General features: G+C 62.8%; 14 protein-coding genes and 1 rRNA gene. All 15 read left to right on the top strand.

Annotated elements, in window-relative coordinates:
* Positions 1 to 87, top strand: a 5S ribosomal RNA gene (rrf, locus tag AB0O87_RS15420); the annotation flags it as partial.
* Positions 88 to 250: 163 nt separating this feature from the next.
* Complete coding sequence (locus tag AB0O87_RS15415) at positions 251 to 1,156, top strand: hypothetical protein (RefSeq protein WP_363517869.1); 906 nt, start codon at positions 251 to 253, stop codon at positions 1,154 to 1,156.
* Positions 1,157 to 1,161: 5 nt separating this feature from the next.
* Positions 1,162 to 1,911: a hypothetical protein gene (locus AB0O87_RS15410; protein ID WP_363517866.1), complete on the top strand. Its 750-nt coding sequence runs from the start codon at positions 1,162 to 1,164 to the stop codon at positions 1,909 to 1,911.
* The gene (locus AB0O87_RS15405; protein WP_363517863.1) at positions 1,911 to 2,948 is read left to right on the top strand and encodes an HAD-IIA family hydrolase; all 1,038 of its coding nucleotides are present in this window, start codon (positions 1,911 to 1,913) and stop codon (positions 2,946 to 2,948) included. Before AB0O87_RS15410 ends, AB0O87_RS15405 begins: the two co-directional genes overlap by 1 nt.
* Before the next feature lie 52 nt (positions 2,949 to 3,000).
* Entirely contained in the window at positions 3,001 to 3,177 is a 177-nt protein-coding gene (locus tag AB0O87_RS15400; RefSeq protein ID WP_363517860.1) for a hypothetical protein, read from the top strand.
* A complete protein-coding gene (locus tag AB0O87_RS15395; RefSeq protein ID WP_363517857.1) occupies positions 3,174 to 3,971 on the top strand; it encodes a TlyA family RNA methyltransferase in 798 nt (265 codons plus the stop codon). Before AB0O87_RS15400 ends, AB0O87_RS15395 begins: the two co-directional genes overlap by 4 nt.
* A complete protein-coding gene (locus tag AB0O87_RS15390; protein ID WP_363517854.1) occupies positions 3,968 to 4,888 on the top strand; it encodes an NAD kinase in 921 nt (306 codons plus the stop codon). Before AB0O87_RS15395 ends, AB0O87_RS15390 begins: the two co-directional genes overlap by 4 nt.
* Positions 4,885 to 6,576 carry a DNA repair protein RecN gene (recN, locus tag AB0O87_RS15385; RefSeq protein ID WP_363517851.1) on the top strand — a complete coding sequence of 564 codons (1,692 nt, stop codon included), beginning with the start codon at positions 4,885 to 4,887 and terminating at the stop codon, positions 6,574 to 6,576. The genes AB0O87_RS15390 and recN overlap by 4 nt, the downstream gene beginning before the upstream one ends.
* Before the next feature lie 17 nt (positions 6,577 to 6,593).
* Complete coding sequence (locus tag AB0O87_RS15380; RefSeq protein ID WP_363517848.1) at positions 6,594 to 8,288, top strand: CTP synthase; 1,695 nt, start codon at positions 6,594 to 6,596, stop codon at positions 8,286 to 8,288.
* A complete protein-coding gene (locus tag AB0O87_RS15375) occupies positions 8,281 to 8,862 on the top strand; it encodes an NUDIX hydrolase (protein WP_363517845.1) in 582 nt (193 codons plus the stop codon). Before AB0O87_RS15380 ends, AB0O87_RS15375 begins: the two co-directional genes overlap by 8 nt.
* A 2-nt stretch (positions 8,863 to 8,864) precedes the next feature.
* The gene (xerD, locus tag AB0O87_RS15370; RefSeq protein ID WP_363517842.1) at positions 8,865 to 9,767 is read left to right on the top strand and encodes a site-specific tyrosine recombinase XerD; all 903 of its coding nucleotides are present in this window, start codon (positions 8,865 to 8,867) and stop codon (positions 9,765 to 9,767) included.
* Between the two features lie 116 nt (positions 9,768 to 9,883).
* The gene (locus AB0O87_RS15365; RefSeq protein WP_363517839.1) at positions 9,884 to 10,909 is read left to right on the top strand and encodes a hypothetical protein; all 1,026 of its coding nucleotides are present in this window, start codon (positions 9,884 to 9,886) and stop codon (positions 10,907 to 10,909) included.
* Complete coding sequence (locus AB0O87_RS15360; protein ID WP_363517836.1) at positions 10,906 to 12,525, top strand: hypothetical protein; 1,620 nt, start codon at positions 10,906 to 10,908, stop codon at positions 12,523 to 12,525. The genes AB0O87_RS15365 and AB0O87_RS15360 overlap by 4 nt, the downstream gene beginning before the upstream one ends.
* Positions 12,522 to 13,202: an ABC transporter ATP-binding protein gene (locus AB0O87_RS15355; RefSeq protein ID WP_363517832.1), complete on the top strand. Its 681-nt coding sequence runs from the start codon at positions 12,522 to 12,524 to the stop codon at positions 13,200 to 13,202. Before AB0O87_RS15360 ends, AB0O87_RS15355 begins: the two co-directional genes overlap by 4 nt.
* Positions 13,202 to 14,554: an ABC transporter permease gene (locus AB0O87_RS15350; protein ID WP_363517829.1), complete on the top strand. Its 1,353-nt coding sequence runs from the start codon at positions 13,202 to 13,204 to the stop codon at positions 14,552 to 14,554. The genes AB0O87_RS15355 and AB0O87_RS15350 overlap by 1 nt, the downstream gene beginning before the upstream one ends.
* Positions 14,555 to 14,639 lie beyond the last annotated feature (85 nt).

Here is a 14,639-nt window from a genome sequence, read left to right as displayed (position 1 = left end):
GGTTACATTCCGAACCCGGAAGCTAAGCCTCACAGCGCCGATGGTACTGCAGGGGGGACCCTGTGGGAGAGTAGGACACCGCCGAACTTCTTTTACACAAAATGGCCACCCAATGTTGGGTGGCCATTTTGCGTTTACACGAAGATAATAGGGAGCATCATGCCAGAAGAGGAAGAGCGCCGTCCGCGTCGCAACGACGATAGCGGATCCCGCGGAAAGCGACCTTCTGGCGGCAACCCCGAACGAGGCCGTGAAGGCAACGCTCCTCGTCGTGATGGTGGTGCCCCTCGTCGTGAAGGCGGCGGGTACAACCGTGATGGTGCTGCTCCCCGTCGCGATGGTGGCGGGTACAACCGCGAGGGCGGTGCTCCCCGTCGTGAAGGCGGCGGATATAACCGTGATGGTGCTGCTCCCCGTCGTGAAGGCGGCGGGTACAACCGTGATGGTGCTGCCCCTCGTCGTGAAGGTGGCGGGTATAACCGTGATGGTGCTGCTCCCCGTCGTGAAGGCGGCGGGTACAACCGTGATGGTGCTGCCGCTCGTCGTGATGGTGCTGCTCCCCGTCGTGAGGGCGGCGGATATAGCCGTGATGGTGCTGCTCCCCGTCGTGAAGGCGGCGGATATAGCCGTGATGGTGGCGCTCCTCGTCGTGATGGTGGCGCTCCTCGTCGTGATGGTGGTGCCCCGCGCCGTGAAGGTGGCGGGTACAACCGTGATGGTGGCGCTCCTCGTCGTGAAGGCGGTGGGTACAACCGTGAGGGTGGTGCTCCTCGTCGTGAAGGTGGCGGGTACAACCGTGAGGGTGGTGCTCCTCGTGGTGAAGGTGGCGGGTATAACCGCGATGGTGGTGCTCCTCGTCGTGAAGGCGGTGGGTACAACCGCGATGGTGGTGCTCCTCGTCGTGAAGGTGGCGGGTATAACCGCGATGGTGGTGCTCCTCGTCGTGAAGGCGGTGGGTACAACCGTGAGGGCGGCGCGCCCCGTCGGGATGGCGGTGACCGCGATCGGTCGCAGGGTCGCTCGTACCCGCAGCGCGGGGGAGCGGGTCGTGAGCGTCCGATGCAGGCGGCGGACGAGCGTCCGCGCTTCGATGAGCCCAACATCCCGGATGAGGTCACTGCGCGCGACCTTCATGGGGCCGCTCGTAACGAGCTGAAGACCTTGAGCAAGGAGAATGCCGAACACGTCGGCCGTCACCTTGCGATGGCAGCACGGTTGATTGATGAAGATCCCGCGCTGGCACATGAGCATGCTTTGGCTGCTTCCCGCCGTGCAGGTCGCATCGCGATTGTGCGCGAGACGCTGGGCATCACTGCGTATGCGACTGGCGACTTTGCGCTCGCACTTCGTGAGCTGCGTACTTACCGGCGTATTTCTGGCAAAGATGATCAGATCGCGTTGATGGTCGATAGTGAGCGCGGCATCGGCCGTTCCGATCGCGCACTTGAGACCGGTCGCGCCGTTGACCGTTCTGCACTGGAGACACCGGTGCGGGTTGCGCTGGCGATTGCGATGTCTGGTGCGCGACTGGATCAGGGCGATCTGGAGCTGGCATTGGGTGAGCTTGAGATTCCGGAGCTTGATCCTGATCGGGCATTCGAATGGAGCCCCGCACTGTTCGCCGCGCGTGCTGCGGTGCTCGAAGACCTTGGCCGCGCCGATGAAGCAGCTTTCTGGGCACACCGGGCTGAAGTCGCTGCGGAAGCGCTAGGCATGGACGAAGGCGGCGACGAAGAGATCTTCATCGAAGACACTCTCATCGATGGCGAGTTGCTCGAGGATGCTCCGGCTCAAGAAGCAGCACAGGTAGATGTGCTGGAAGACGAACCGCAGGCTGAGCCGACCGTCGAGGACGAGGTTCGAGAACTCCTGGGTGAGGACGCAGACGAAGATTCGAGCTCGGAGGCCTAGTGGCGCTGTTTTCTCGTAAGCGCTCGCTCCCAACTCCTCTCGATGGCGTTGACACTGTTCTCGCCGATCTCGATGGTGTGGTCTACGCGGGACCAGGGGCGCTGCCGTTCGCGGTCGAGAGCCTGAATGAGGCGGCGAAGTCTGCTCGTCTCGGTTACATCACCAACAATGCAGCGCGCACTGATGCCTCGGTAGCGCAGCATCTCAGCAGCCTCGGGCTTCGTGTCGAGGCTGCTGATGTGGTGACCAGCCCGCAGGCTGCGATGCGTCTGCTCGCGCAGATTGTGCAGGCGCCGGCGACGATCATGGTGGTCGGCGGCGATGGGCTTGTGGATGAGGTGCAGAAGGCTGGGTACACGGTCACCCGCAGCGCGGAAGATTCTCCCAGCGCCGTCGTGCAGGGGTTCGCACCCGAGGTCGCGTGGACGGATCTTGCTGAGGCGGCCTTCGCCCTAAAGGTTCCCGAAGACGAAGGCGGCATTCCGTGGATTGCCACCAATACCGACTGGACCATTCCTCGTGAGCGTGGAGTTGCTCCCGGCAACGGCACGCTGGTCTCCGCAGTGCACACCGCGATCGGACGCTTGGCGACCGTCGCAGGAAAACCAGAAGCCCCCATCTTTGAAGAAGCCATTGCGCGTTTTGGCGCGAGTAAGGCGCTTTTCATCGGGGATCGTCTCGACACCGACATTTTGGGCGCATGCCGAGTTGGCATCGAATCCGTCCTGGTGCTGACGGGAATCGACCGCCCCAAGCACGTTCTGGCTGCGCCTGAAGGCTCGCGTCCTACGTACATCCTGGGTGATCTGCGTGAACTGCATCTGCCGTACCCCGCGGTCGAGGAACGCGACGGCGTCTTTCATGTCAACGGTGCGGCGGTGCGTGTCTCCGGTGCAGATGTAGAGATCGTCTCGGATGTCGGTTCGCAGATTGACCTGCTCCGGGCGGGTGCCGCTGCCATCTGGGCATCCGGTACCCCGGTGTTTGTCCTCCGTGTGCCAGAGCGTCTGTACGACGACCCATTCCATCGTCCCTGACCCGACTCGGGTCGCGCGCTCTCCTGGCGCTACGCCCGCGTACAGTAGAAGCGTGAGCGACGATACGACGAGCACGCCGACCGATGGTTTGTGGAGCCGGCTGCGCCTAATCGAGGGACAGTCGCTTTCTGTGCGTGCGGACGCATATTCCGCTCTTCATGACGAGCTTTCGCGTCGCCTCGACAGCGGTTCCAAGTTTGATCAGCGGGAGACCACGGGATCCCGATGACGCGACTCGACGCTGCCCTCGCTACCCGGGGACTCGCCCGTTCGCGCAGTCACGCGGCCACCCTCATCAGTGACGGTTTGGTGAGCGTCGATGGGCGTCCCGTTGTGAAAGCCTCGACGGCGGTGACCGACGCATCGGAGATCACTATCTCGGGCGACGATCACTATGTGGGGCGCGCTGCTCACAAGCTCATTGCAGGGCTTGACGGTTTCAACATCGAAGCGTCGGGCAAGCTTGCACTCGATATGGGAGCCTCCACTGGGGGATTCACCCAGGTGTTGCGCGAGCGGGGCGCCCGCAAAGTGCTCGCGGTCGATGTGGGGCACGGCCAACTGGCGGCCTCGATCGCTGCAGACCCTGGCGTCGTATCGGTGGAGGGGTACAACGTTCGTCACATGACGAGAGAGAATCTCGCGGAGGTCACCGGCGAATCCGCAGCTCCGGAACTCATCGTGGGTGACCTTTCTTTTATTTCGTTGGAACTCGTGTTGCCAGCCATCGCTGCTGTCGCAACGGCGGGTTCCGAAGTGTTACTGCTTGTGAAGCCGCAGTTCGAGGTAGGCCGCACCGCTGTGCGCGGCGGGCTGGTGACAGACCCGGCGACGCGCGCAGATGCAGTTGCGCGAACCGTGTGGAGCGCATGGGATGTAGGTCTCGGGATGCGGGGAATCCTCCCGTCTCCGATTCTGGGCACCCACGGCAACGCGGAGTACATGGTGCATCTCGCGCCAGGGCGTGGCAGTAATCCGACAGAATATCTAGACACCATCAACCGTCTGGCAGGAGGACGATGAACGAGCGCAGCATCCTGGTCGTCGCTCACGCGGGCCGAGTAGACACAGTCGAAGCCGCACGGCGCGTGATCAATGCCCTGCGCGACGCGGGAGCACGACCGGTTCTTGCCGACGATGACCATGCCGCGCTCACCGCGGTGGACGCGTTCTTCGCCGATTCCGATGTTCTCGGAGTTTCTGTTGATCCGGCAGAACTCGAGCTCGCCATTGTGCTGGGCGGCGACGGCACGATTCTCCGTGCCGCTGAGCTTGTGCGCGACAGTGGTGCACCCGTGCTGGGAATCAACATGGGTCACGTCGGATTCTTGGCCGAGATCGACCGCGACGACATGGACGATGCTGTGCGCCGGGTCATCGACCGAGACTACGGAGTAGAAGAGCGGCTCGCGCTCTCGGTGCGCGTGAAAGATTCCTCGGGCGCGGTCGTCTATGAAACCTGGGCGCTCAATGAGGCAACCGTGGAAAAGGCGAGCCGTGAACGAATGATCGAAGTTGTGCTGGAGATCGACGGCCGCCCGTTGTCGAGCTTCGGCTGCGACGGCATGGTTGTTTCTACTCCGACAGGCTCTACCGCCTACAACTTCTCAGCTGGTGGTCCGGTGATCTGGCCCAGCGTCGAAGCGATCTCCGTGGTGCCGCTGTCTGCGCATGCGCTGTTCGCGAAGCCGCTCGTGGTGAGCCCAGATGCCGCCGTCGCGATCGAGATGCTCGAACGCACAAATGGCTCAGGCATCCTCTGGTGCGATGGACGTCGCTCCCATGAGCTGCCGCCGGGCGCTCGCGTGGTGGTGCGTCGATCTTCGCGTCCCGTGCGCCTCGCTCGGCTGCACCCGACGGCGTTCACCGACCGTCTTGTGCGCAAGTTTCGTCTTCCCGTCCACGGATGGCGCGGTCAGGCGCAGGAAGCGACCTCATGATCGAGGAGATGCGTCTGCAGGGGCTCGGCGTCATCGCCGATGCTGTGTTGCCGCTCGGGCCCGGATTTACGGCGATCACCGGTGAAACGGGCGCCGGGAAGACCATGGTCGTCACCGGTCTTGGGCTTCTTCTTGGCCAGCGTGCAGACTCTGGCGCCGTGCGTGCGGGGGCACCCCAGGCGTCTGTTGCCGGGGTGTGGGTGGTGCCCGAAACCGGAAGCGTGGCAGAGATCGTCGCTGACGCAGGCGGTGAGTTGGAGCCAGCCGGTTCTGGCCAGGCAGAACTCTATGTGTCTCGTACATTGAGTGCGGAGGGGCGTAGCCGCGCCAGCGTGGGCGGCCGTGCAGCGCCGGCCGGCGTGCTCTCATCGCTTGCCGAAGAGCTGGTTGTCGTGCACGGCCAATCAGAGCAGCTGCGTCTGCGTTCTGCTGTCGCCCAACGAGACGCGCTCGATCGTTTTGGTGGCGCACCGATCGCGGAGGCCGTCGCACAGTACTCCGAGGCATTTTCACGATGGCGTGAACTCGACACTGAAATTTCTGAGATCACCGAGAACCGGGATCGTCGCAGCGAAGAAGCCACACGCCTGCGCGAGGCGCTCGCGTTGATCGAAGCAACAGACCCAGAAAAAGACGAAGACGAAGCGCTGACAGCGCGTGCGGAACGTCTTGCCAACGCGGAAGAGCTGCGCGTCGCCGCAACTCTCGCCCACGGTGCTCTCTCGAACGAAGATGGCGAGCCCGACGCCTCTGCGCTGATCGCAGAGGCGCGTCGAGTGCTCGAGCGGGTGACGGATCCTCAACTCACCACTATCGGCGAAAGCCTTGCCGACATCGGGTACCGGATCGCCGATACTGCTGGCCTGCTCTCGGCGTACCTGGCTGATCTCGACGAGTCCGGTCCGCACGAGCTCGCCGCGGTAGAAGAGCGCCGTGCGGCACTGGGCACGCTGATCCGTGCACATGGATCGCTCGATGAGGCACTGGCACTGTGGCAGACAGGGTCTGCGCGGCTCGCCGAACTCGAAGACGATGGTGATCGAATCGAGCGGCTGATCGCGGAGCGCGACGCAGCCAGAGCAGAGCTTGATGCACGTGCCGACGCTCTCACCGTCCAACGCACAGACGCCGCCCTTCGCCTCGGCGAGGCCGTCACGGCTGAACTGCACGCCCTGGCAATGCCAGATGCGCGCCTAGAAGTTGCTGTCGGCGCAGGACAAGAGACTTCGCACGGGCGTGATGACGTGGCTATCCTGCTGGCTCCGCACCCCGGCGCCGAGCCCCGCTCCGTCGCGAAGGGCGCATCGGGGGGAGAGCTCTCGCGGGTGATGTTGGCGATCGAAGTAGTGATCGCGGCAACCGATCCTGTTCCGACCTTCGTTTTCGACGAGGTCGATGCAGGCATCGGCGGTGCGGCGGCGATCGAAGTCGGACGACGACTCGCCCGACTCGCCGAGAAATCTCAGGTCATTGTTGTCACCCATCTCGCGCAGGTCGCAGCCTTCGCAAACAACCATCTCTCCGTGGTCAAAGCCAACGACGGGGCCGTAACCGCGTCGAGTGTGCGGCGTTTGAGTGGCGAGGAACGCGAAGCAGAGATGGCTCGTCTGCTGTCGGGGCTCGCCGATTCTGATGCCGCGCTCACCCACGCCCGTGAACTTCTCAGCCTCCGCCTCCCGACTGCCTGATAGGATCGAAGCCCGTGATGACCTCTTCTTCTGCGGGACCCAAGAACGACACAACTAAGCACATCTTTGTGACTGGTGGTGTCGTTTCGTCTTTGGGTAAGGGACTGACAGCCGCCAGCCTCGGTAACCTCCTCACCGCTCGCGGACTGCGCGTCGTGATGCAGAAGCTCGACCCGTACCTGAACGTGGATCCTGGCACGATGAACCCGTTCCAGCACGGTGAGGTTTTTGTGACGGACGACGGAGCCGAAACTGACCTTGACATCGGTCACTATGAGCGCTTTCTGGACATCAACCTGTCTGAGGCTGCGAATGTGACGACCGGCCAGATCTACTCGCAGGTGATTGCCCGCGAACGCCGGGGGGAGTACCTCGGTGACACCGTGCAGGTCATCCCGCACATCACCGATGAGATTAAGCGCCGTATGCGTTTGCAGGCCACAGAAGATCCGCGCCCAGACGTGATTATCACCGAGGTAGGCGGCACGGTCGGTGACATCGAATCGCAGCCTTTCCTTGAAGCAGCCAGGCAGCTTCGTCACGAGCTCGGTCGCGACAGCGTCTTCTTTGTGCACGTCTCGCTCGTTCCGTTCATGGGCGCCTCTGGAGAGCAGAAGACCAAGCCGACCCAGCACTCCGTTGCGGCCCTGCGCCAGGTCGGTATTCAGCCGGACGCTCTGGTGCTGCGCAGCGACCGTCCTGTGAGTGAGAGCAACCGCAACAAGATCGCTCTCATGTGTGACGTCGACGTCGAAGGCGTCATCAACACCGTTGACCTGCCGAGCATCTATGACATCCCCTCAACGCTCAACGAGCAGGGGCTCGACTCATACATAGCACGTCGTCTTGGTTTGGGCGCCAAGGTCGCCGATGTGGACTGGACGCGCTGGAATAAGGTGCTGCACGCCGTGCACAACCCCAAGCACGAGGTCACGATCGGTCTCGTCGGAAAGTACATCGACCTGCCTGACGCCTACCTTTCGGTGACGGAGGCCATCAAGGCCGGTGGGTTTGCGCAGGAGACCAAGGTCAACATTCGTTGGATCCCGTCTGACCTGTGCGAAACGGCGGAGGGTGCGAGAGAGCAGTTGGCAGAGGTCGACGGCATTTGCGTACCGGGTGGTTTCGGTATCCGTGGCATCGAGGGCAAGCTCGGCGCGCTGAAGTTCGCCCGTGAGCAGGGCATCCCCACGCTCGGTTTGTGCTTGGGATTGCAGTGCATGGTGATTGAGTACGCTCGCGATGTCGCCGGCATTGCCGGAGCTTCGTCGACCGAATTCGATCCGGAGACCGCGGAGCCCGTCATCGCCACGATGGCAGAGCAGATCGACATCCTCGACGGCGGAGACCTCGGCGGAACAATGCGGCTGGGGCTTTACCAGGCAGCTCTGGCCGAGGGATCGCTCGCCCGCGAGGTGTACGGAGCGCCGGAAGCATCCGAGCGCCACCGGCACCGCTACGAGGTCAACAACACTTACCGCGACCGCCTCACCGAGGCCGGTCTGGTGTTCTCTGGTCTGAACCCGGAGCTCGACCTGGTCGAGTACGTCGAGTTGCCCAGGGACGTGCACCCGTACTACATCGCTACGCAGGCGCACCCAGAGCTGCGCTCGCGCCCGACCGCTCCGCACCCGCTGTTCCGCGGACTCGTGGGGGCAGCAATCGAACGAAACCACGCCAGCGAGCTGTTCGACGTCGACACCGATGACTGAGCACACAGACGGGCTGCGAGACGAGCCTTTCGAGCCTGAAGTTCTGACGAGCGAGACGGTCTACGAAGGACGAGTGTGGGATGTCCGCTCCGACCGCGTGCGCTACGGCGACGGTGAGATCGTGCGGCAATACGTCGCGCACACCGGCGCCGTCGCGATTCTCGCACTCGACGATGACGGGCGGGTGTTGCTGATCCAGCAGTACCGGCATCCGATTCGTCACAGGGACTGGGAGCTGCCAGCTGGTCTGCTCGATGTGAAGGGTGAGGAGCCGCTGGCTGCAGCCCGTCGCGAACTGGCGGAAGAAGCAGATCTCGTTGCAGACAACTGGGAACCGTTGGTGTCGTCATGGACTACTCCTGGCGGAAACGACGAACTCATCCAGGTGTTTCTCGCTACCGGAGTGCGCACGGCTGACTCTGCGCACGACCGCGAAGATGAAGAAGCCGACATTCGGATCGAATGGGTGCCTCTGGCCGATGCGGTGACGGCTGTCATGGACGGCAGGATGCGCAATGGCATTCTGGCGATCGGCGTCCTTGCGGCATCGCAGAGGCTGCGCGACAGAGGCTGAAGATGCTGCTCGAGCGTGCACTCGACGCGTATTTGCGCCATGTCACGGTCGAACGTGGTCTGAGCGCTCATACGATCGCGGCATATCGACGTGACCTCGACGGATACCTTCAATGGTTGGCCTCGGAGGGGGTCACGGATACGGCCGACGTGACCGTTGCGTTGATTGACCGCTTCATCGCAGAACGGGCTTCAGCGGTGCCTGCGCCCGCGTCGACCAGTATCGCGCGCCTGCAGTCCTCCGTTCGCGGCTGGCACCGATTTCTCGCGCGTGAAGGAATCGAAGCGGATGATCCGAGTGGCAAACTCCGACCACCGAAGGCCCCGCAACGGCTCCCTAAAGCACTGACTATCGACCAGGTTGAGCGGTTGCTCGCTGCGCCTTCTTCTGAAGAGCCGATCGGCATTCGCGACCGCGCCCTGCTGGAGTTGCTCTACGCCACAGGGGCGAGAGTATCGGAAGTTATCGGCCTTGACGTTGACGACCTTGCGCACGGGGACATGCTGCGGCTTCGCGGAAAAGGATCGAAAGAACGGATCGTGCCTGTCGGTTCTTTTGCGCGCGCTGCCGTCGACGCCTACCTGACCCGCGTACGCCCGGGGCTTGCGGCGAAGGGGCGGGCATCGGCCCGGCTTTTTCTCGGCGCTCGCGGTGCACCCCTTTCTCGGCAGAGCGCGTGGCTGGTGATCCGAGATGCCGCAGAGCGGGCCCAGATCACGGTTGCGGTCTCGCCGCATACCCTCCGCCATTCGTTCGCTACGCACCTGCTGCAGGGCGGAGCCGATGTGCGAGTAGTACAGGAGTTGCTAGGGCACTCGTCTGTGGCTACGACGCAGATCTACACACATGTCTCCGTCGATGCGCTCCGCGACATCTATGCAACATCGCATCCGCGAGCTCTTTAGATTCGACTCCATCTTTTGTCCAAGAACTTCCTATCCCATGGGCGGATGTGCGGGGGAGGGGAGGCTGCCTAACCTGAACGCTCCAGCGATCTTCGCTTGCACCAAGGAGTCTTTGTATGCGTTCCACTCTTCCTCTCTCCGTCCTCGCGACGTCTGCGCTGCTGTTCACTCTTGTGGGGTGTGGGGCGGCATCAGGCGGGGATGAGCTCACCTACGAGGATTCACCGCTGGGGGAGTACCTGTCGGCTGCGTGGGGTGGGGACCTTTCCCAGGAAGAGCAAACCAGGCAGTTCGAAGAGCAGCAAGCGCAGGCCGAGGAACTCATCGCGAAGTGCATGTCTGATGAAGGCTTCGAGTACACGCCGACCAACAGCAGCGGCGGCGTGATCAGCGACGGCGGCGAGTGGGAACCAGACAAGCGCGAGTGGGTGGAGAAGTACGGATTCGGCTACGTCAACAGCCCGTTCGAAGACTTCTCGGAAGAAGAATTGGCTGAGCAAGAAGCCTCAAACCCGAACGACGAATATTTAGCGTCGCTTTCGGAGTCGGAGCAGAACGCGTACTACGAGGTGCTGTACGGCGCTTCGTTCTTGCAGGAAGAGCCAGCGGAGGGTGAAGAGCTGGACGAGGAAGCCTATGAGTACAACTGGGAGGAAGCCGGTTGCCAGGGTTGGGCACAGAACGAGGTGATGGGGGATAGCCCCATCCAGTCAGAAGAGTTCACTGCCCTACGCGAAAAAATCGGAGAGTTGTTCACCACTAGTCAGGACGCTCCAGAACTTGCCGACCTCAACGCCGAGTGGGCAGCGTGCATGACGGAGAAGGGCGAGCCAGGGTTCGCTTCGCCTGCGGACGCGAGCCAGTCGATCTTGGACGAACAGGACAAGATCTACGAAGCCCTTCCCAGCGAGGGTGCAGAGAGCGGTGAAATCGCCGACGAGAGCGATCCCCGCGATGCTCCAGAGATGGAAGAACTGGCGGCGAGAGAGATTGAACTAGCGCTCATCGATCTCGACTGCCGCGAGAAGACCTCCTACACGCAGAAGTCGCTGGAGATCCAGTTTGCGCTCGAGGAACAGTTCGTCGCTGAGAACAAGGCCGAGCTCGACGCCTTCAAGGCGGCTGCAGAGCAAAGCGAGTGACAACCGAAGACGAAACTCCGACGACGAGAGTTCCTGTGGATCCTGCGGACGAGGATGCAGCGACAGCTCAGCTTTCCGGGCTCGTCGATGATGCGGAGACTGACGACACCGATCCTGACAAGGCTGAGCCCGTCGCCGACACGTCTCGTGTGAGCGGGTGGGGTCGTGTGTTGCGGGGCAACCGCACTCTCTGGATCGTGGCTCTCGTCGCCATCGTGTGCTTAGTCGCTGGGCTGGCCATCGGCCGATTTTTGATGTCTGATGCGTCAAGTGCCGACGCGCCTGAGCCTGGCCTCGTGACTGCGCCCGTCGATTTCGGACCACTGAGCAACGATGTGACGTTACGTGCAGACGTCGGGTATGCGGATGCTGTCGAGGTGAAGCTCGACACGTCAGCATTCGCCGGTGCCGCAGTGGTCACGGGGCAGGTTCCCGAAGTGGGGGCGACGTTTAAGTCGCTTTCGATAGCGCTTGAGGTGGTCGGACGCCCGGTGATTGTGCTTCCCGGTGATCTTCCGTCGTACCGTTCGCTGAGATACGGCGTCTCTGGTCCAGACGTGCTGCAGCTCAAGCAGGCACTTTCAAGCGTGGGGATTGAGGCCGGTGATCTGAAGTCGAACGTGTTCGATGACGCGACGGCGGCGGCGGTCGGACAGCTGTACGCAGAGGCGGGGTATCCCGTCCCCGCGTCCGAAGAGGGATCGGCTGAGAACGTGCGCGCAGCGGAAGAGGGCGTTCGGGCGGCGAAGGCCGGGGTGACAGACGCCGAGAGTGCGCTGCGTGAGGCAGGGGCTGGTCCGAGTGCCGTGGAAAGCTACCAGGCAGATGTCAACGTCGCGGCTGCGGAACGTGCTCTCGCTGATGCTAAAGCGACTAGTGGTGACGTGCAGCAGGCCAAGTGGGATTTGCAGACGGCTCAACTGGAGCGCGATCAGCTGCGTAAAACAAAGGATACGAGTGCGCAGCAGTCGGGTCTGGACTCTGCCCGTGCTCAGGTGACGTCTGCGAACGAGGCGCTGGAAGACGCACGCCATGCGGTGTTGCCGTACCTGCCAGCGAGTGAAGTGCTCTACTTGACTGAGCTGCCTCGTCGCGTCGACGACGTGACTGTCGAACGAGGATCGGTGTTGGAAGGATCCGCGATGACCGTCTCCGGCGCGACAGTCCGTTTGACGGGGGCTGCGGCGGAGGCAGACGCCGGTCTGCTGGAAGTGGGTGCTGAGGCAACCTTCGATCTGCCAGACGGCACTGCGCACCGTGCGGTGATCGCAGAGCTTGAACCCGGTAAAGAGACCAACTCCCGGTGGGAAGTGCTCCTTGATCCCGATCCTCTGACAGCAGAGCAGGTCACGCAGCTGCAGGGCAATAACGTCCGCATCAAAATCGCGGTTGGCGCGACCGACGGGGATGTTCTCTCCGTTCCGCTTGCTGCGCTCACGGCCGGGCCGGGAGGCGATTCGCGTGTGGAGGTTGTCGAGTCCGACCCTCGCGAAGGCGAAGAAGCAGAGACGCGGCTTGTCGTTGTAGAGACGGGGCTTGCTGCGAAGGGCGCCGTCGAGGTCATTCCGGTTGACGGTGAGCTAGAGGAGAACGACCTGGTGGTGGTGGGGCGGTGACGCTGGTGCCGCCGCTCGTTGAATTCCGCGACGTCACTCGCTCATTTCCCGGGCCGCCGGAGGTACAGGCGCTGAAAGCCGCGACGTTGACGGTGCACGCAGGCGACTATCTGTCGATCGTCGGACCCAGCGGATCCGGTAAATCGACAATGCTCAACCTGTTGGGGTTGCTCGACCGACCGAGTGTCGGCGAGTACCGGCTCGCGGGGGCGTTAACCGGCGATCTCTCCGAGGACGAGAGGGCGGCGGTGCGAGCTCGATTTATCGGCTTCGTTTTCCAGTCTTTTCATCTTCTCCCACGACGCAGCGTGCTCGATAACGTGCTGATGCCGATGCTTTATAGCGGCGTACCCCGGCAGGAGCGTGAGGTGCGCGCTCGCGAGGCATTGACGCGCGTGGGGCTAGACCACCGCGTTGACTTTCTTCCGAGTTCGCTCTCCGGGGGTGAGCGTCAGCGCGTTGCGGTGGCCCGCGCTGTCGTGAGCCGTCCGCAGCTGTTGCTTGCGGACGAGCCGACAGGAAATCTTGATCAACGCACCTCTGGTGAAGTGATGGAACTGTTCGAAGAGCTGAACAAGGACGGTCTCACTCTTGTGGTGATCACGCACGATGATGGGGTGGCCCGTCGCGCAGGCAGGGGCATTCGTATTACCGATGGCAGATTGAGCGAGCTCTAGTGCGGGCGTTTTGGCGTCGGAGGAAGCGCGTTATCGACGATTCCGGTACCGCCGACGATTCCGGTACCGCCGACAACAGCGCCGAAGAAGCCCAGAGTTCACCGACCGTGCTTCTGCCGACGGTGAAGCATTCCGACCGATTCACATTCCAAGACCTCGTCGCTGAAGCGACGTCAGACATCGGCTCGCGCCCAGCCCGACTGGTCATGACCATTCTCGGCACCGTGCTGGGTATTGCGTCGCTTGTTGCGACGCTGGGGTTCGCGCAGACGGCTGCGGGGCAGATTGCGAGGCAGTTCGACGGCATCGCCGCGACACAGGTCTTGGTAACACCAGCGGAGGCAGAGGCTGGCAAAGCGAACGCCACGGTCTCGGCAGGACGCCTGCCGTGGAACTCGCCTAATCGGGTGAAACTTCTCGTGGGTGTTGAGGGGGCGGCGCTTATCGCAGAGGTGGAAATTGCCGAGAGCGACACGATCACCTCCGTTCCGGTCAACGATCCGTCGGCTCCGATCACCGCTTCACCGAAGCTCTTCGCGACGACCCAGGACCTCCTGAAAACCGTGGATGGGGAGCTCGTCACGGGAAGATTCTTCGACGATGGTCATGATGAACGGGGCGACCGCGTCGCGGTGCTCGGGCAAAGGGCGGCGGAACGGATGGGCATCAACCGCGTTGACTCCCAACCTTCAATCTTCATCGCAGGGCTCGCATACTCTGTCATCGGCATTGTCGATGGGATGGAGCGTCGCTCCGAGTTCGTCGACGGGGTGATCATTCCGCAAGGTACGGCCCGCGCCGATTTTGGCCTCAGTGCACCGACAGAGTTGACTATCCGGATTGCTCCCGGAGCGGGGCCGCAGGTTGCCGAGCAGTCGGTGATTGCACTCGAGCCGGATGACCCAGACTCGCTGGAAGCACAGTCACCAGCGGCATCATCAGACCTCAGTCAGAACGTCCAAGCAGACGTAAATGTCGTCTTTCTCATTCTCGGTGTCATCGCCTTGCTCGCCGGCGGGCTCGGTATCGCGAACGTGACGCTGTTGTCGGTGATGGAGCGGACGGGAGAAATCGGGCTCCGCCGCGCGCTCGGGGCAACTCAGCGTCAGATCGGCGCTCAGTTCATGGTTGAGTCGGTCGTCATCGGCTTTATCGGAGGAATCATCGGGTCGGCACTTGGCGTCGCCGCCGTCATCATCGTCGCCGCGGTGCAGGACTGGGCGCCCGTCACCGATCCGTTCGTCGCGAGTGGAGGCGCCGTACTCGGCGCTCTTGTTGGCTGGGCGTCCGGTTGGTACCCAGCCAGGCGCGCAGCCCGCATCGAACCAGTCGCCGCGTTGCGCGGCGACTGAAGGAGGCCTGCCGGTACAATCGAACGAGTACAAAGGAGCGGGAGAATCGGTGGCTGAGAAAGTGGCGAAGTCCAGGGCGAAGGCG

This window comes from Microbacterium sp. NPDC076768, assembly GCF_040687205.1.
Lineage (GTDB): Bacteria > Actinomycetota > Actinomycetes > Actinomycetales > Microbacteriaceae > Microbacterium.
This window is presented reverse-complemented; position numbering and strand designations above follow the sequence as displayed.

What these genes read in the sequence shown, in the direction of transcription:
- AB0O87_RS15395 (WP_363517857.1), top strand. Translation starts at nt 3,174, where the DNA reads ATGACGCGACTCGACGCTGCCCTCGCTACCCGGGGACTCGCCCGTTCG.
- AB0O87_RS15390 (WP_363517854.1), top strand. Translation starts at nt 3,968, where the DNA reads ATGAACGAGCGCAGCATCCTGGTCGTCGCTCACGCGGGCCGAGTAGAC.
- recN (WP_363517851.1), top strand. Translation starts at nt 4,885, where the DNA reads ATGATCGAGGAGATGCGTCTGCAGGGGCTCGGCGTCATCGCCGATGCT.
- AB0O87_RS15380 (WP_363517848.1), top strand. Translation starts at nt 6,594, where the DNA reads ATGACCTCTTCTTCTGCGGGACCCAAGAACGACACAACTAAGCACATC.
- AB0O87_RS15375 (WP_363517845.1), top strand. Translation starts at nt 8,281, where the DNA reads ATGACTGAGCACACAGACGGGCTGCGAGACGAGCCTTTCGAGCCTGAA.
- xerD (WP_363517842.1), top strand. Translation starts at nt 8,865, where the DNA reads ATGCTGCTCGAGCGTGCACTCGACGCGTATTTGCGCCATGTCACGGTC.
- AB0O87_RS15365 (WP_363517839.1), top strand. Translation starts at nt 9,884, where the DNA reads ATGCGTTCCACTCTTCCTCTCTCCGTCCTCGCGACGTCTGCGCTGCTG.